This is a genomic window from Desulfocicer vacuolatum DSM 3385 (genome assembly GCF_900176365.1).
GTDB classification, from domain to species: Bacteria; Desulfobacterota; Desulfobacteria; order Desulfobacterales; family Desulfobacteraceae; genus Desulfocicer; species Desulfocicer vacuolatum.
The window spans coordinates 21,609-38,928 of sequence record NZ_FWXY01000022.1; the positions used below are offsets into that span (position 1 = coordinate 21,609).

Sequence of the window (17,320 nt, forward strand, 5' to 3'; positions counted from 1 at the left end):
AACACATGGTTGTCAAACTTAACCTTATCCTGAAAATTTATTTTCAACAAACAAAATCCACACAGGCAAGCCAGTGATTTTGAGGGTTCAATTCAAAAAAATATGGAATTAATAAAAAACATAATTATACGAGATAAAGGCATGATTTTATGTCTACTATAATCTAAAAAAATCACTTTTTAACTAAATCTTTTTCTTCATTATATTAATGACTTAAAAACAGGGAATCATATTATGGTATTCTTGCACAACAAACTTCCTCATATCCTCCTTATTGCTTATTTAATACTGTTTATCATTTTAGGAATTAAGCCTCTAAGTGGAAGAGAAGTATGGTTTGCTGAAAATTTGCCAATTTTACTTATAGTTATACTTTTTGTAGTTACATACAGATGGTTTAGATTTTCAAACCTGAGTTATTTTCTTATTTCTTTTTTGATATTTATGCATACAATTGGAGGTTATTATACTTTTGCGGCAGTTCCTTTTGACTGGTTCACTGATTTCTTCGGCTTTGAGAGAAATCATTACGACAGAATTGCACATTTTACCGTAGGTTTTTACGCATTTCCAATAGCAGAATTATTGACGTGTAAAAAACTCACAAATTCAAAAGTTATTACCTACTTATTTGCATTATTTGCCATCATGTCTCTTGCCGGAACCTATGAAGTTATGGAATGGCAATTTGCAATTTTGGGTGACCCAAAGGCTGGGATCGAGGTTCTGGGATCCCAAGGAGATATATGGGATGCCCAAAAAGATATCGTTGCAGACACTCTTGGTGCAATTTTCGCGATAGTGATTTTCCATTTTTTGGGGCCCAAAAGAGCTATATAGAAAATCAGGATAAATATTCAACACGACCTTCCCGAAGTCCCAATGTATGTGAAATTTCATGCCCAGGGGGGTAAGTATGCCCTGAAAATCCTTCGCCCCACATCCTTGCACTGCCAATATTGTGCGACAATTAAATTTACCGGGCCGTGGCCGGGTAATAAATTTTCACCCACGTTCTTTGACAGATATCAGTCTCTGCTCATAACCAAATATTTTTGGTGCATCTGATAGCCGTGCATTCTTTATGGACGGGACTATCTGACAAAACGCTTTTAGTTCTTTTTGCAACAGCTCTGCAACTCCATAAAATAGCATTTCAGTATCCAATGCAAAGCAAATATGAAGTATATTTTGCCTGAATCAATTTACCGATCATGTTTTTGTTTTTTTATTAGTCAACATTTGCGTCAAAATATTCACAACAAAGCATTTAAGATATTGATATTATATTCCATATCGTATATATTTCAACTAATTTAATTATTCAGAATACAAACCAAATAATTATTTAGAGTGCTGCTGTGCCCCTTACAATAAAAAAATATATAGGACGAGGCCCCTCCACATCGAAAGAAATTCAGGCCGCAACCGGTCTTAGTCAAAGTTCGGTTGCGCGCAGGCTAAGGGAGATGCGCGATAGTGTTGTTCAAATACAAGAAGGGCGCTTAATCAGGTATGCTGCAACCTGCAATGCATTTGGCGCTGATGATAAAATCCCCTTAGGTATTATTGATCATACCGGGAAGGCTAAGGTCGTTGCCTTTATTCGCCCATTGATTCACGGGGGATTTTTTTTGGAGCCCTTGCATTCAATTTCTAATCTTTTACTGGGAGAGCGTGGGAACGGTCTGTATGACGGCCTACCATATTTTCTATACGATCTGAGACCACAAGGCTATTTGGGTCGGCAGGTTGCCCGAGAAATCTCAAAATGGCATGATGATTTCCCATCTGATCCGAGGCAGTGGACAAACAAGCATATTGGAAAATACTTAATCTCCAATGGCGATGATCTGCCCGGGAATTTTATATTTGGCGAACAAGCGTTTATACGTATCCGTCGGAGAGCAACCCCGGTTACTATTAATAATTACCCGAAGCTCGCAGAAAACGTAATGAAAGGTGAACTCCCTGGATCATCCGCCGGAGGGGAACAACCCAAATTCACGGCTTTCAAAAGTGACCATCCATCTCCTGCAGCAAGCGGTAATAGGTCTCATGTAATTGTTAAATTTTCACCCAAAGGCAATAATGACGTCGCTCAAAGGTGGAGAGATATTTTAGTTACCGAATATCATGCATCCCGAATCATAAGAGAGAGTATCTACCTGTCTGCTGAAACCAACCTTTTTGAAATGGATGGACGCTTGTTTCTGGAAACGCAGAGGTTTGACAGGTTTGGAGAGTTTGGTCGTGCTTCAATGGTTTCATTGCAATCTATTGATAATGAATTTGTAGGACTTGGTCATAGTTGGCCTAAAATTATGAATGAATTGTTCACTCAGAATTTGGTTCCTGAACAGGATGTACTAACAACTGAGCGTTTGTGGTATTTTGGCCAGCTCATTAACAATACTGACATGCATCCAGGTAATCTAAGTTTAACTATGGAACGGAATTCATTCAGACTATTGCCATGCTATGATATGTGCTCAATGGGGTTTGCACCTAAAAGCGGAGGAGAAGCCCAACCCTTCCTTTTTGATGCATCGGATATCCCGGATGCAAATTTCAGTCAGGAGGAACTTGAAAGGTTAAAAAGACTGGCACATACCTTTTGGAACAATGTTACGAAAGATGAGAGGATCTCAGAAGAGTTTAAACGTTTCTTAGACCAGGGAAATCCGCTTGAACCCATTATTCAACAATCCAAATGAAGCGGGTGATACCGCTTATTTGGGGTGTTATACTTTTTTAAGAAAAAAAAGAAGATTATATGATATCCCATAAATGTAAAAATGCGATGAATATTTTGAAACGGAAAAACAAGATTGAGTGAAAAAAACAATTTGAGATCTACCAAAGTGAGGACGGGCAGACAGCCTTGACGCTATTTTCGGTAATCTTGATCAAATGGTTTTTGGTCAGCCAGCTTACCCTACCATTGAAAGCAAGGCGGTATCAAAAACTGGGAGTTGGGTATTGCATTACACCTGTAAAATGACCATGTTTAAAGTCACGGTTAAAAAACTTAACCGTCTTAATCAAGGAGAATTTCAACATGAAAAGTTTATTTGATCCTCTCTCAATAAAAAATATTGATTTAAAAAATAGGATTGTACTGGCTCCCATGACGCGGGGACGTGCCGGATCTGAGCGCATACCCAATGATTTAATGGCCGAGTACTATTTTCAGCGGGCATCAGCCGGGTTAATCATCACGGAGGCCACCGTGGTTTCGGAACAAGGCATTGGATGGATTGATTCCCCGGGAATATATAACAGCAAAATGGTAGAAGGATGGAAGAAGGTCACCCGGAAAGTAAAATCCACAGGGACGCCGATCTTCTTACAGCTCTGGCACTGTGGCAGGGCCTCCCACTCAGATTTCCACAATGGCGATCTACCGGTCTCGGCTTCTGCTGTCAGGCTGGAAGGTGACGGTATTCATACGCCGTTGGGAAAAAAAGAGTATGAAACACCCCGTGCCTTGACCATTGATGAAATCAAAACCACGGTGGCGGACTACCGAAAGGCATCTGTGAATGCGAAAGAAGCGGGTTTTTCAGGGGTAGAAGTACATGCAGCCAACGGCTACCTGATCAACCAGTTCCTTGATTCAAAAACAAATCTCCGGGACGATGAATACGGTGGCAGCCCTGAAAATAAATTCCGGTTTTTAAAGGAAGTCCTTGATGTCACTTTAGAGGTTTGGTCACCGGAACAGGTGGGTGTCCGGATATCACCCAATGGTATTTTCAACGATATGGGCAGCAGTGATTTCAGGGAGACCTTCCTTTATGTGGCAGGAAAATTGGATAAACTGAACCTGGGGTATCTGCACATTATGGATGGGCTTGCTTTTGGCTTTCATGAAAAAGGCGAACCCATGACCCTGTCAGAGTTCCGAAAGATATACAAAGGTGTCATTGTGGGCAATTGCGGATACACAAAAGAATCGGCTGAAGAGCGGATCATAAATGGTGATGCGGATCTGGCTGCCTTTGGCCGACCCTATATTACCAATCCGGATCTGCCGGAACGGTTAAAGAATGGCTGGCAGTTGAACCCTTCGGAAGATATGTCCTTATGGTACTCCCCGGGACCTGAAGGGTATACAGATTATTCGCCCTATAATCCATCTGATTAACCGATTATTGGAAATTTTCCATGTTCAGTTCTGTATCAGTACAGCAGCAGATGGGGTCGGACCGAGGAAATTCTTGCAACACACTGTTAATAATAGATAATTTTCTACGAAACCCTCAAAAATGGCTCTTAGTGGCCCCATTTTGACCCCGAAATTGGGCTTCTAAGAAGCATTTACCAAAAATTGCAAAGTGACGATTAAATTTAATACACTTCATCATGATGCCCAACATTCACCAAGATGATTTCTTTGTTAACAAGAACAAATTCAAGGGTAATTCTATAAGAAATATTAATGGATACGGAATGCAATTCTTTCAATTTCCCTTTCAATGGATGGAGTCTCAATGAAGGATGAGTTGGATCAATTTCCAACAATTTCAGCGTTTTTTCATATTGAGACACTAACTCAGGGTGCTTTTTAACAAATTTAGAAGCCCTTTTAATATAACTATTTGTATAGATGAGGGTATAAGTCACTGTGTAATTCTCTTGATATGGGCTTCTACATCTTCGGTTATATAGCTTCCAGATTCATAATCAGATTTTGCCTGGTGAAGAGCAGCATCTAATTCACACTCTCGTAAATAATTATAATGTTCCATATTCATTACAACAAATTTTTCTTTGCCACGAACTGTGATCACCAATTCCTGATTCTGCAAAAGATTGTTTTGAATTACAGAGACTCCCTTTGTTTTTAGTTGGTTTGCCGTTATAGTATTCATAAAAATCCCCTATTTTTATTCTATAAAAACTTTTTATAGTACTATATATAATGCTTTTTAGAGCACACGTCAAATAAAAATATCAGAGAACAAAAAGTATAAATAACTAAAACAAAAAAAATGCTGACGGATAAACCGCAGATTTTCACGTTATTGACATTATCGAGGCTTTTTTCGTTGGCAAAGGCCTTGGTCGATAACATCAATAACAAAAGCCTGACCCCGTCGGCACACTGAGCCCATCGGTACATTTAAAAATGCCGGCTTTGAAATGAAGCCCGAAAATTGAGTCATTAAAAAACGGTGTGGGTAAAAGCACTTTAAATCTTTCAGATCACTGCACATGAATTCAGCTCCGTTATCCCAATGTTTGAAAAATCATATCCGACTGTAAAGGTGAAATCATTGCTATTTCTAAAATGGTCACTCTGGGTGAAAATGATTCACCCGATAAAGGACACTGTAAAGTGCCGGAATAAACAGCAGCGTAATCGTGGTGCCGAACAAAAGCCCGATCATAATGGAAATGGCCATGGGCTCCCACATGGAACCGCCACCTAAATAAAGGGGAATAAGCCCCAGGGTGGTGGTCAAGGTGGTGAGTAAAATGGGACGAAACCGTTGACGACATGCTTCCACCACGGCATCGGAGGGTTGACGACCAAACGCCATCTGTTCGATTTCAATGCGATCAATAAGCACAATGGCATTATTGATGACAATTCCTGCCAGGGAGATCACCCCCAGAAAGCCCATAAAACCAAAATAGGATCTAAACGCAATCAGTCCGATCACCACCCCAATGATGCCCAATGGAATGGTGGTCACCACCATGGCTGTTTTTCGCATGGAATTGAACTGTATAATCAACAATAATAGAATAATGCACCCGGAAAGGGGCAGATATCTGGTCACGGCAGCCATGTTTTCCTGGGTATTTTCTTCATCCCCCCCCAGCTCGAAACGGTAGTGGTTGGGCCATTTTTCAGAAGCTTTGGCAAGCCATGCATTGATCTCTTTATTTATTTGTGCAGCCGTGAAGCCAGCTTTGATCCGGGCCGTCACCGTGATGCTTCTGGACAGATCATAATGCATGATTTTGGCGTAATCCCACTGGGGTATGATACGGGCAACCTGACTTAATGGTACCGGCTTTCCCGTGGATTGAACAAACACATTGGTGTTTTCCAGCCCCTGCAGTGTTTCCTGGGTAAAGTGACGGCTTCGCATGACAATGGCCAGACTGTCTTGATCTTCCCGGAACGTACCTGCCTGGTAACCGGTGAGCTGGGTCTGAAGACTCACCGCAATATCTTCATGGGTCACGCCCACGATCTGGGCTTTGGCCGCATCAATGTTGATGACAAATTTTAACAGTTTTGGTCCCCAGTCATCCATGACGTTCTTGGTTCCCGGGATCTGGATCAACGCCTCTTTGGTCTGGGTGGCCAATTGATAAAGGGTGGCCTGGTCTGAACCGAAAATTCTCACTTCCACAGGGGTTCCCCCCCCGCCCTGCCCCAAAAGTGCCACCCGGATATCGGCATCGGGAAAGGCATTAAAACAAAATGCATCAAGCTCATTAATAATAAAGGCATTGTCCTCACCACTGCTGGTGTTCACAAGGATGTGAGCATAGCTGGAATTGGCTTCATCCGCTGTATATCCCTGGTCATAGGATTCCGGCCCCTTACCGATGAAGGAAGACCAGTCCACAATGCCCTTTTGTCGATCCGCTCCGGTTTTAAGATGGGAAAATATATGATCTTCAATGCCCTGGACCACCTCAAGGGTTCTTTCTATTCTGGTACCCAGGGGCAGATTAATGTCCACAGTGACCATATTCCGGTCACTGTCGGGAAAAAAGATAAACGGCACCATGCCAAATCCCTTTAATGAAACAGCAAAAAGAACCAACATGGCACATACAAATAAAATCTTAACCTTGAGAACACTTTTCAGAACAAACAGGTAAGCCGTTGTTAACACATCAAACAAAGAATTTTTTTTACTGATTTTTCTTTTTTCTTTCCCTTCCGAACCATGACCATTGAGGCCATCTTGTTTCATATTGCCGGTATTTTTTTGCTTAACCTTCATTATCCAGTAGGCCAGCAGCGGCACAATGGTGAGGCTGACAATCCAGGAAGAAACCAAGGCAAAGGAGATCACCACAAAAAGGGGCCCCACAATATCCCCCATGGCCGATTCCGCCAGATAAAAGGAAAGAAAGGCAGCAGAGGTGGTAAGCGTTGAAATAAGAAGCGGAATCATCAACTCTTTGCAGGTTTCCACAGCAGCTGCAAGCCGTTTCTTCCCTTCTTCCAATTTCACAATAATGGATTCTGACACCACAATACCGTTGTCCACCATCATTCCCAAAGCCATGATCAAGGCAGCCAGTGTAACTTGATTGAGTCCCATTTGAATAACCCCCATGAGCATCAGAGTCATGATGGTCACAAGGGGAATGAGACTGGAGACAACAATCCCGGTTCGAAAACCCAAAAAAATCAACATCACCACCATAACAATGGCGATGCTCTGGAACAGATTACTGATGAAATCATCAATGGATTTTAAAACAAAGCCGTCCAGGGACGCCAGGCGAAGGACCTCAAGCCCCAGGGGAAGACGACGGTTATAATCCACAATTTTCTGGTCAATCATCTTTCCCATGGCAGTGATATTGGCACCTTCTTTCAATGAAACCGCAAGGGAGATGGCCCGCTTTCCATTCACCCTCACAAGAGCGGTTGCCGGTGATTTATAGCTTTTGCGGATATGGGTGATGGCGTCCAGATAAACGGTCTCACCGCTGTTACCCACCGGTATCACTGTTTTTTTAAGGGCGTCAACGGTATCGTAATTTCCTGTGGGCTCCAGAATCAACCGCTTATTGCCCACATTGATCTCCCCGCCGGAATCCAGGATATTCATACCCCGGATGATCTCATTGAGCTTGCCTGCGGTGAGGCCGTATTCACTGAGACGGGTGGTGTCAAATTCCACCAGCACCTGCTGTTCCTGGATACCCCCCAGCACCACCTTGGCTGAATCCGGCAAAGTGATAAGATCGTCCCGGATTCGTTTGGCCACATCCTCCATTTCATCATAGGAAAATTCGTCGGACAAAAGTCCCAGTATAATACCATAAACCACACCCACATCATCATCGTTGAGGTCCGGTGTTACCCCCTGGGGAAGGGTTTGCATATCTTCCAGTTTTCGCCGTAAATTATCCCACACATCCTGAAGGGCATCCGGTCCCACTTCATCTTTCAGGGTCACCGTAACAACAGAAAGACCGGTACGGGATTGACTGGAAATGGTTTTCACTTCGGGAATTTCCTGCACCACCTCTTCAATATTTTTACTCACCAGAAGTTCCACCCGCTGGGGATTGGCTCCGGGAAAACTGGAAACAATGGTGGCCACCCGAACAGTGTAGGGCGGCATGCTGTCCCTGGGAAGATCGGGGTAAAGGGCCATACCCATCACCACCACAATAAAGAGCAAACTGAGGGAAATACGGTTTTTTTGAATGGCAAACTGTGTCAGATTCATTTTACTCATCACTCCTTTATCGCGCTTGTATTACCATTCATTGACCGGATCATTCAGCAATTTAACGGCCATTCCCTGCATCAACAGCTGCAGCCCCGAAGTTGCCACCATATCCCCGGATGAAAGCCCTGACTTCACCAGAAATCCGTTTTCAGTGAGTTCACCAATGGTAACAGGGCGTTTTTGCACCGTTCCCTGATTCTTTTGGCCGTTATTTTTATCCGGTGTGATGACAAAAACAAAATTTTCTCCATTTTCTTCACCCACCCCGTCCACAGGAAGATAAAGGGCACCGGTGGAAGCCGCATCCCCGAAATAAAATCGAACCCGGGCTGCCATACCGGGCCTGAGGCGATCATCCCCGGTCTGGATGACAATGGTGACAGGATAGGTGGGTGCATCCATTGCAGCGTAGGGAACTTCTGCCACACGGCCCTGAAATTCTATACCGGGAAGTGCCGGAAAGGTGATATGACAGGCCATGCCCTTGCCCATTCTGCTGATATAGATGTCAGAAACATTTATCTTCACTTCAAGATTACCAAGGCCGCTCAAAGTTAAAATGGCCTCACCAGATGAAACTTCTTCGTTTTCATCCACAGGAATCTCACTGATGATTCCTTCAAACGGGGCATTGAGACGGGTATATTGAAGCTGATTCCGGGCCGATTTTAATTTGGCGTTTTCGGTATTAATACGTGATTTTGCCGCCTGAAGCTGGGCCACGGCAGTTTCATAATCCCCCCTGGCCTGCTCGAATTCGCTCAATGAAACATTGTTATTTTCATAAAGATTCTGAATACGCTGATAATTGGATCGGGCGGTGTTCACCGTGGTTTGGGCAGATTTGGCATCGGCCTGGCTGGTTTTAAGGCCTGCCTTTGCCGATTCCAGCCCCACGGTAAGATCGGTCTTATCCAGCTCAGCCAGCAGCGTGTGCTTTTTTACTTTGTCACCCACTTTAACAGGAATGGACTTGATGGTTCCGGCCACTTTGAAACTGAGGATAGATTCATTACTTGCTTTGGCAGTGCCGCTGAAGGTGCGGCTCTGATCAACGCTTTCCGAGCTCAGGGTAATGTATCGCACCGGCCGAATGGCTGTTTTTGTATCTGCCTGGGATTGTGTCTGTGACTCCTGGGTACAGCCGCTGCAAAAAAAGACCATTAATGTAAACAGTAAAAAATAGTATTTCATTTCAATTTTCCAAATGTTTAATAAATGCATTATTCGTTGAATGCCACCCTATCTGTTCTCACCATCTAAAGTCTTATTAAGGGGGTGTTGAGATGGGGATGCCCTCTCCCCGGGATAACCGGAAAAGGTACGCTCTTATTAGCTTGCTGCCATATATTTTCGAAGTTCATCCATGAAATGCGCTTTTTGTTCAGGGGATTTCAGAAAATAAAACCCGCCAATGGCCCGCTCCAGGCTGAGAAAATCAAGAACAAACTGATATTTGGATAAAGCGGCACTGCGCTCACTGGTCACCATGGCATTCTGGGCATCCACCAGATCCGTCACACTGTTTCGGCCCTGGGCATACCCCGCCTGAATGATCTCAAAACTTTTTTTAGCGGACCTTCTGGAACGCTCAGCCAGATCAATCTCCCTGGCTGATACAGCGGCTGTCTGTAGTCTGGATCGAACCTCAAGGTGCAGCCTGCTCCTCAAATTTTTCTCCTCCATTTGAATCCTGCCCACCTGAATTCGGCTTTGGGCCAATTCGCTTTTTCTTATTCCACCACTATAAAGGGGCCAGGTGGCGGTGAGGGAAAGGCTCCAGGGATGATCCAGATCCGACGGGGTTCCCCGGGGGGCATCATATTCATCCATAATATTATCCATCCGGCCGGTCAGGGCCACATCCGGCAAATAAAGGGCCCGCCTTCGGTTCAAAAGACGCCGTTCTTCAGACTTCAAGCTCTGGGCAATCTGTTTCAGCTCCGGCAAATTAGCATTGGACTCCTGGATAAGAAAATTACTGAATCGCTCCAACTGCTTGAAATTTTCCACCAGACCATAAATTTCAGGATCGGTGACCATCAATTCAATGGCCGTATCCGGTTCAATATCCCGGGGAGAAAATTCCCGGGTAATGGGTCTGTCCAGCAACTGATTAAGGGCCATCCCCGCCAGCTCCAGATCCCTGTGGGCATCGTTGAGCGCCATCTGCCCTGTGGCCTCTTCACTTTCCCAGCGATTGACCTCGGATGCATCCACCGATCCTACGGCCACCTTGTTTCTGGCAAGATCCAGATTGGTCCGGGTAACCTTGAGATTGTTGTTTTGAATGGCCTGGTTGGTCCGTGCCGACAAAAGGGTTATGTAGGCCTGGGCAGCTGTGAGCACGGTATCGAGCAATGCAGCTTTTTCCTGATAGCGCCGGGACTCCAGAATAATTTTCTGGATGGCATAGTTGGCCAGAATATCATCGGAAAAAAGGGTCTGGGTGAATTGACCGGTGGTTGACCAGCTGGTGCGGGCGGCAACCGTTCCGGCAATATCCACCTGATTTTCATCCACATGGGTGAGGCTGGATGAAAGATTGATCTGGGGACGCAGCTGGGATGCCGCCACATTCACAGCTTTGGCCTGGAGTTTTGTGTCCGTCTTTTCCATTTGTAGATCAAGATTTCGTTCCAACGCCTCAAGGATCACCCCTTTCAAATTAACTTCCCGGCCCTGGCGTAACTTATCAAGGTTCAGCAAACGGGCTTTTTCCAGCACTTTAAATCCGGGATAAATATCAATTTTGCGCAGGGTTGCCACATTGACCACAAAATTATCCGCATAGGCAGACACGTTAACGGGCAAAGTTCCGGCATCACGTCCGTCCATGATTTCCAGAACATTGATGGCAATGCGCCGGATCATGGCATTGAAATTTCGCTCCGGTGCAATGGATGCCATGGCACCCATTTTTACATGGGACTCCCCTGCCAGTGCAAAGGAAGGCAAGCCTTTCCGGTTCACCCCATGAATCAGGGCCTGCTCTCTGTCCACTTGACACTGGGGAAACAGGGGCAGCACATAAGCGGCATCGGCACGTTCCGGGATACCTGACATGCTCCCGTCAATATCATTGGGGTCAATCTCCACAATGGAGAGTTTGGCATCGGGAGATACCGTCTCCATTGCTTTTCCAAAATAACTGTAAAGTGCATGAAACATAACGGTTTCACCGGCAGGCATGAGAACGGCAAGATGTTTGTATGGATAGATGGATCGAAAGGTCTGCAAATCCTTTTCCACATCAAAGGGAGACAAAATATAGTTAAAATGCCGGATGCCACTGGTCCCCCGGGGTGTCAGGGGAAGTCCCTGGATCTGACGATCCAGAATGGTGGCGGCAATGGTGGGTTTGGCATAGCTGCCCCGCCGCACCAGGAAGGCGGAAGCATCAAGCCCGATGCCGATAACACAATCAATGGATGAATCCTGCATCAACTTGGATATGGTGTTATCAACCATGTCAAGCCGCTCATCAATTTGGACTTTTAAATATTTAACCTTGACCCGACTCTCCAGCAGGGTATTGATCTCCTGGGTGATTTGGCCTTGATACACTGTCTCTTCACCTGCCCCCATGAGAAGGGCAATCTTAAAAACTTTTTCACTCCAGGCACTTGAGGGTATTGCCATCAATAATACCCACAGTAAAATAAATGACCAAAAACGTAATCTCATATGCAAATCCTTTTGCTCAATGATAATATTATCGAGCATTTCCTGGTTTATAATGGATGCCATTAAAATCAACGCATCAACCCACCGGAAACAATGCATCAAAGGGATCAAATTCCATGTACCGCCTCCTGATCTTCTTGACATATGGAACCATGAATAATACAAAGTAAGCCTTAAATATTCAAGGTATTTTGTCCTTATACCCTTTACGAACAAAAAAAACAAAAAAGGAATTCAATATGCTCAAAGACGGTGAAAAAGGCGTAATTCGCCAACGGGGAAAAGAAGAGATAACCTATGCCATTGCACCGCACATCCCGTGCGGGCTGGTGACCCCGGACCAGCTCATCAACCTGGGAAAGGTGGCCCGCAAACATTCAGTATCTGCCATAAAAATCACCAGTGCCGCACGCATCGCCCTGGTGGGCATCACCGAAGATCAGGTGGACAAGGTATGGCAGGATCTTGGCATGGATCCCGGCCACGCCACCGGGCTTTGCGTCAGAAGCATCAAGGTTTGTCCAGGCATTGACTATTGCCGCCTGGCACAGCAGGACAGTCTTCGGATGGGCATGCTTCTGGACAAGACCTACCATGGCATGGTACTGCCCAGTAAAATGAAAATGGGGGTCAGCGGGTGTAAGGTCCAGTGTGCTGAAAACTGCATCAAAGACATCTCTCTCTATGGTACCCAGAAAGGGTGGACCCTCATGATTGGCGGAAACGGATCTGCAAGACCAAGGCTGGCAGATATCCTGATGGAAGACCTTACTTTTGATGAAGCCCGGGCCATGGTTGACTCTGTGGTGGAATATTACAAAGCCAATTCCAAACGCGAACGCATGGGACGCATGGTGGAGCGTATTGGCCTTGAAACCATAAAATCCCATCTAAAAATCCAATAACTGCCACGGCAGACCTTATTCTGACACAGGGGGCAAAGTTGCCGCATGCTCCAGAATTTTTTCCCCAAGCGCTTTAAAAATAAATATGTGAAAAGGAAGCATGGCAAACCAATAGGCCCGGCCCCAAAGCCCCCGGGGATGAAAATGCGCGGTCTGGATCAACCTGTCTTCCCGAATATCAAACTCCAGCCACGCCTTGCCCGGCACCTTCATCTGGGCCAGAAACAAAAGGCGCTTTCCGGGTTTTATGTCCGCCACTTTCCAAAAATCAACAGCATCCCCCACCCGCAATTCCCGCTTAAGGCGTCGCCCCCGATTGAGCCCGTATCCCCCCATGAACTTATCCATGGCGCCCCGGAGCTGCCACAACAGATTGTAGGCAAACCATCCGGCATCCCCCCCCAGGGAACACACTGAATCAAACACCTGATCCCGGGAAAGAGACTGTGTATAAAAAACCTTCCGGTCCCGTAAAATGGGGCCACGGGGAAAATCTTCTTCAGTCAGATCGCATTGGTTTCCGCCGCTGCTGTCGCACCAGCGGCTGATGATCTGGTCATGTTCCATCTCTTTGACGGCCTCTGACACGCATTGGTCAAAGCCCATGGGTATGATGTCCGGAAAAAATTTTTCAGCATGGTTGTTCAACAAAATGGTTTCAGATTTTAATCCTTCCACCAGGGCTGAGGCCATGGCAAGGGGAATGGGGGTAAAAAAAATAAGCCAGTAGGAAGATAAGGAAGGGGTCAGTACCGGCACCGGGATCAAGTGCCTTTTTAAACCCATCACAGCAGCCCCCCGGATCATCATCTCCTTGAAATTCATGGCCTCGGTACCAATGTCCACCATGAGATTGCCGGTGTGTACAAGGTTAGCCCCAGCCATCAGATAACGAATAACATCATCAATGGCCACGGGCTGGGTCAGGGTATTGACCCACCGGGGGGTGATCATCACCGGTAACTTTTGAATTAAATTCCGGATAATTTCAAAACTGGCACTGCCGGCACCAATGATAATCCCTGCCCGGAACCAGATGGCCTCCACCTGTTTTTCCTTTTGGCTCAAAATTTCGCCGGTTTCCATGCGGCTTAACAGATGACGGCTGGCCGTGGCTTTGGCCCCGAGCCCCCCAAGATAGATGATCCGTCCAACCCCCTGGCGAATACAGGCCTCCCGGAAATTTTCTGCACTGATGCGATCCCGGGATTCAAAATCAGATCCCTTTCCCATGGAATGAATCAGATAGTAAGCAACGTCAATGCCCCTTAGTGCCCGGTCCAGGCTTACCGGATCAAAGGTGTCTCCCTCAACGATCTCCACCCGTTCACGCACGGCAGGGGAAATTTTATTTTTATTGCGAACCATGAGGCGAATGGCAGTGGGATTATCTTTAAGAAACGCCTCTTTTAAACGACGCCCCACATACCCTGTGGCTCCGGTGATCAAGATCCTGGGATTCGGCATGATTAGCACTCCTGATGTGAGAATTATCGAAACAACATCCACAATAACCCATTTCAAAAAAAGAAATGGAAAGGCGAATATTTTTATATTAATCTCACGAACAAAAAATAAATACTATATTTTTTCAACAGAAATGAGGCAACGAGTCCACCAGATGACACTTATCCAAAACAATGGGGTAAAATTTGTTATTCAAAATTTCCTATTTTTTGTCATGACAGGTTGGGCCCTTTCACCATCCTGTCATAGGTGTCTTTGATGATTTCAAGTCCGCTTTTAATATTTATTTCTATCATCTTTTTAACCTGTTCCGGTTTTTTACTTTTAAGCGCATCAATAATTGCCCGGTGCTCTGTATTGAATTTTATGCAATGGCTTTTTTCCCGTTGATAAATGTTGAGAACACTTTCCACGGAAAAAGTCAATGCCTGGGCAATGTTGCAAAGGTGGGGAAGGTTTGAGGCATCGTAAATAAGGGAGTGGAACTGCCGGTCAAACTGATAATGATTGGGAGGCAGTTTTTCCATTTTCCCATGCAGTTCCTCCAGGGAATTGATATGAGATTCAGTTAAATTTTCCATGGCTTCCACACAAAGCGTGCATTCTAAATCCACCCGGAGATCAAAAATGTGCAGCACCTCTTTTTGTGTGGGAGGGGCAGCCACAATGGCTCCTTTATAAGGAATATTTTTCACAAGGCCGGACCGGTCCAGACGCATGAGGGCTTCGCGTATGGGGCCACGCCCAATGCCAAGTTCTGTTTCAAGTTCCGACAACACAAGGCGTGTGCCGGGAAGCTTAAAACCGCTGAGTATCATGTCCCTGATCTTCTCATAGGCCTTTAAGGATTTCATGGAAGATTTTGTATCAGCCAATTTTAAAGCTCCTGTATATTAAAACGTGATATTTACTATGTCCAGTTCTTGGCAACCCGAACAATTTCAGTTGCCAGGACATCGGCCGCATCAACGGCCGTGACAGGTAGTTCTCCGCCAAGTGCACTTAACTCGGTACAGGCGATAATAGCAAGATTGGCATCTTTATCAATAAGATTTTCACAAACTTCTTTATATTCCTTCATTACCCCGGGGCCTGTATTGCCTTTTTTAACCTGTTTAATCACAGACAAAAGCTGATCTTGGTAAAAAGGATCCGGCCACACATCCCGGATACTGAGCTCTTCCAGGCGTTTGGTGTAAAGGCCTGTTTTGGCAACGGCCGGGGATGCCAGTATCCCCACTTTTTTGTGGGTGGGAAAATCAGATTGCACATGCTTTGTCACAAGGTCAATGAGATGGATGACAGGAATGCTAACGGCATCTTGAACCGCATGGTAATAATAGTGGGCCGTATTACAGGGAATCACGAGAAAATCAGCGCCCCAGGATTCAAGCCGTTTGCCCATGTCTGCCATGCAGGGGCCGGGATCTTCACCGGTTCCTTCAATAAGCGCTTTGATTCTGGATGGAATTTTGGGATTGTTATCCACAAGACAGTGAATATGGTCTATATCATCCGTTGCCGGTGTCAGATCAATAATGCGCTGCATAAGGTCAACGGTGGCTTCCGGACCCATCCCCCCTATAATTCCCACTGTTTTTTCCTGAACCTGTGTCATCTCAATTTGCTTCCTTTTCCTATAACTGCCACGGGCAGACCGTATTCTGACCCGGTTCTGCCCACAACAAAGCTTCAAATACTCCCCTGGTTAACGGAGTATTTCATATAAAAAAAAAATTTAAGCCTGTCGGAAAGTATCCATATAGGCATAAAGAGCAGGCGATCCACCGGTGTGGAGAAAAAGCACAGTTGAGCCCTTGGCAAAATGTCCTTTACGAACCAGATCAATGAGTCCTGCGGCAGCTTTCCCGGAATATACAGGGTCCAGGAGGATGGCTTCTGTTTTGGCAAACAGATTCACCGCTTCCACCATGGAATCCGTGGGCAGAGAATAACCAGGGCCCACATATTGATCAAAACAGACAATGCCTTCCCTGGCAACACCGCCTTTAACCTCAAGTTTTTCAGCCGTTTCAACGGCCAGCTTGTAAACAATTTCTTCCTGAACATCCTTGGGTCTGGAAACATTGACACCGCTGATGGGAATATTGCCGTTCACACCGGTCATGCCCACCATCATACCGGCATGGGTTCCGGCGGAACCTGAGGGGACGATGATGTGATCCACAACAAGACGCATCTCATTTAACTGCGCCATGGTCTCTTCGGCACACACGGCATAACCCATGGCACCAATGGCATTGGAGGCCCCCCCTGGAATAATGTATGGTTTTTTTCCGGCTGCGGTGAGCTCGGCAGCCTTTTTTTCCATTTCCCCCATCATGTCCGATCCACCGGCAACAACACCAATGCTCTTGACACCGAGAAGCTCAAAAAGAAAATTATTCCCGCTGGCCTCTTCTTTGTAAGAACCTTTTACCCGCTCTTCAAGGATCAAATGGCAATCCAGGCCCTCTTTGGCAGACCAGGACGCTGTGAGACGGGCATGGTTGGATTGCACAGCACCACAGGTAATAATGGTGTCAGCCCCTTTTTCCATGGCATCGGCAATGCAGAATTCAAGCTTTCTTGTTTTGTTACCGCCGGCAGAACCGGGCAGGAGATCATCCCTTTTAATGTACAATTTAACATCATTGCCAAGGGCCTTTGTTAAAGCGGGCATAAATTCAATGGGGGTTGCACCCTGGAGATAATTGCGTCGGGGAAATTTTGTAAAATTCATGAATTGTCCTTTTAAAAAATATATGTAATTTTTTTTATATGAAAAAGTGGGTGCCGGGTATTAGGTTCTGG

General features: G+C 45.5%; 13 protein-coding genes. 5 read left to right on the plus strand and 8 right to left on the minus strand.

Going from position 1 to position 17,320, the window contains the following annotated elements; all coding sequences use genetic code 11:
- The first annotated feature begins 243 nt into the window (after positions 1 to 243).
- The 3 genes from B9A32_RS16830 to B9A32_RS16845 all read left to right on the plus strand — a co-directional run bounded on the left by B9A32_RS16830 (position 244) and on the right by B9A32_RS16845 (position 4,150).
- Positions 244 to 840 (plus strand): DUF2238 domain-containing protein, encoded by a 597-nt coding sequence (locus B9A32_RS16830; RefSeq protein WP_332308532.1) that lies wholly within the window; start codon positions 244 to 246, stop codon positions 838 to 840.
- A 521-nt stretch (positions 841 to 1,361) separates the two neighbouring features.
- Positions 1,362 to 2,717, plus strand: a complete 1,356-nt coding sequence (gene yjjJ, locus B9A32_RS16840) for a type II toxin-antitoxin system HipA family toxin YjjJ (protein WP_084071134.1) — start codon at positions 1,362 to 1,364, stop codon at positions 2,715 to 2,717.
- Positions 2,718 to 3,061: 344 nt separating this feature from the next.
- Positions 3,062 to 4,150, plus strand: a complete 1,089-nt coding sequence (locus B9A32_RS16845; RefSeq protein WP_084071135.1) for an alkene reductase — start codon at positions 3,062 to 3,064, stop codon at positions 4,148 to 4,150.
- 475 nt (positions 4,151 to 4,625) lie between these two features.
- Here B9A32_RS16845 and B9A32_RS16855 read toward each other — a convergent pair whose 3' ends face one another.
- The 4 genes from B9A32_RS16855 to B9A32_RS16870 form a co-directional block, all read right to left on the minus strand.
- Entirely contained in the window at positions 4,626 to 4,877 is a 252-nt protein-coding gene (locus tag B9A32_RS16855) for a prevent-host-death protein (protein ID WP_084071137.1), read from the minus strand.
- Positions 4,878 to 5,300: 423 nt separating this feature from the next.
- Positions 5,301 to 8,444 carry an efflux RND transporter permease subunit gene (locus tag B9A32_RS16860; protein WP_084071138.1) on the minus strand — a complete coding sequence of 1,048 codons (3,144 nt, stop codon included), beginning with the start codon at positions 8,442 to 8,444 and terminating at the stop codon, positions 5,301 to 5,303.
- 30 nt (positions 8,445 to 8,474) lie between these two features.
- On the minus strand, positions 8,475 to 9,641 hold the full coding sequence (locus B9A32_RS16865; protein ID WP_170923879.1) for an efflux RND transporter periplasmic adaptor subunit: 1,167 nt from the start codon (positions 9,639 to 9,641) through the stop codon (positions 8,475 to 8,477).
- A gap of 138 nt (positions 9,642 to 9,779) precedes the next feature.
- The gene (locus tag B9A32_RS16870; RefSeq protein ID WP_170923880.1) at positions 9,780 to 12,089 is read right to left on the minus strand and encodes a TolC family protein; all 2,310 of its coding nucleotides are present in this window, start codon (positions 12,087 to 12,089) and stop codon (positions 9,780 to 9,782) included.
- Positions 12,090 to 12,153: 64 nt separating this feature from the next.
- Between B9A32_RS16870 and B9A32_RS21895 the strand changes: the two genes are divergently transcribed.
- Both B9A32_RS21895 and B9A32_RS16875 read left to right on the plus strand, forming a co-directional pair.
- Positions 12,154 to 12,294: a hypothetical protein gene (locus B9A32_RS21895; protein WP_212637984.1), complete on the plus strand. Its 141-nt coding sequence runs from the start codon at positions 12,154 to 12,156 to the stop codon at positions 12,292 to 12,294.
- Positions 12,295 to 12,373: 79 nt separating this feature from the next.
- Positions 12,374 to 13,039, plus strand: coding sequence for a nitrite/sulfite reductase domain-containing protein (locus B9A32_RS16875; protein WP_084071141.1), 666 nt, complete (start codon positions 12,374 to 12,376; stop codon positions 13,037 to 13,039).
- A 15-nt stretch (positions 13,040 to 13,054) separates the two neighbouring features.
- Here B9A32_RS16875 and B9A32_RS16880 read toward each other — a convergent pair whose 3' ends face one another.
- From B9A32_RS16880 to cuyA, 4 genes are all read right to left on the minus strand, one after another.
- Complete coding sequence (locus B9A32_RS16880) at positions 13,055 to 14,506, minus strand: SDR family oxidoreductase (RefSeq protein WP_084071142.1); 1,452 nt, start codon at positions 14,504 to 14,506, stop codon at positions 13,055 to 13,057.
- A gap of 212 nt (positions 14,507 to 14,718) precedes the next feature.
- Complete coding sequence (locus B9A32_RS16885; RefSeq protein WP_084071143.1) at positions 14,719 to 15,381, minus strand: GntR family transcriptional regulator; 663 nt, start codon at positions 15,379 to 15,381, stop codon at positions 14,719 to 14,721.
- Between the two features lie 35 nt (positions 15,382 to 15,416).
- Complete coding sequence (gene cuyB / locus B9A32_RS16890; RefSeq protein WP_084071144.1) at positions 15,417 to 16,124, minus strand: cysteate racemase; 708 nt, start codon at positions 16,122 to 16,124, stop codon at positions 15,417 to 15,419.
- A 120-nt stretch (positions 16,125 to 16,244) separates the two neighbouring features.
- A complete protein-coding gene (cuyA, locus tag B9A32_RS16895; protein WP_084071145.1) occupies positions 16,245 to 17,249 on the minus strand; it encodes a D-cysteate sulfo-lyase in 1,005 nt (334 codons plus the stop codon).
- Positions 17,250 to 17,320 lie beyond the last annotated feature (71 nt).

What these genes read in the sequence shown, in the direction of transcription:
- B9A32_RS16845 (WP_084071135.1), top strand. Translation starts at nt 3,062, where the DNA reads ATGAAAAGTTTATTTGATCCTCTCTCAATAAAAAATATTGATTTAAAA.
- B9A32_RS16855 (WP_084071137.1), bottom strand. Translation starts at nt 4,877, where the DNA reads ATGAATACTATAACGGCAAACCAACTAAAAACAAAGGGAGTCTCTGTA.
- B9A32_RS16860 (WP_084071138.1), bottom strand. Translation starts at nt 8,444, where the DNA reads ATGAATCTGACACAGTTTGCCATTCAAAAAAACCGTATTTCCCTCAGT.
- B9A32_RS16865 (WP_170923879.1), bottom strand. Translation starts at nt 9,641, where the DNA reads ATGAAATACTATTTTTTACTGTTTACATTAATGGTCTTTTTTTGCAGC.
- B9A32_RS16870 (WP_170923880.1), bottom strand. Translation starts at nt 12,089, where the DNA reads ATGGCAATACCCTCAAGTGCCTGGAGTGAAAAAGTTTTTAAGATTGCC.
- B9A32_RS21895 (WP_212637984.1), top strand. Translation starts at nt 12,154, where the DNA reads ATGATAATATTATCGAGCATTTCCTGGTTTATAATGGATGCCATTAAA.
- B9A32_RS16875 (WP_084071141.1), top strand. Translation starts at nt 12,374, where the DNA reads ATGCTCAAAGACGGTGAAAAAGGCGTAATTCGCCAACGGGGAAAAGAA.
- B9A32_RS16880 (WP_084071142.1), bottom strand. Translation starts at nt 14,506, where the DNA reads ATGCCGAATCCCAGGATCTTGATCACCGGAGCCACAGGGTATGTGGGG.
- cuyB (WP_084071144.1), bottom strand. Translation starts at nt 16,124, where the DNA reads ATGACACAGGTTCAGGAAAAAACAGTGGGAATTATAGGGGGGATGGGT.
- cuyA (WP_084071145.1), bottom strand. Translation starts at nt 17,249, where the DNA reads ATGAATTTTACAAAATTTCCCCGACGCAATTATCTCCAGGGTGCAACC.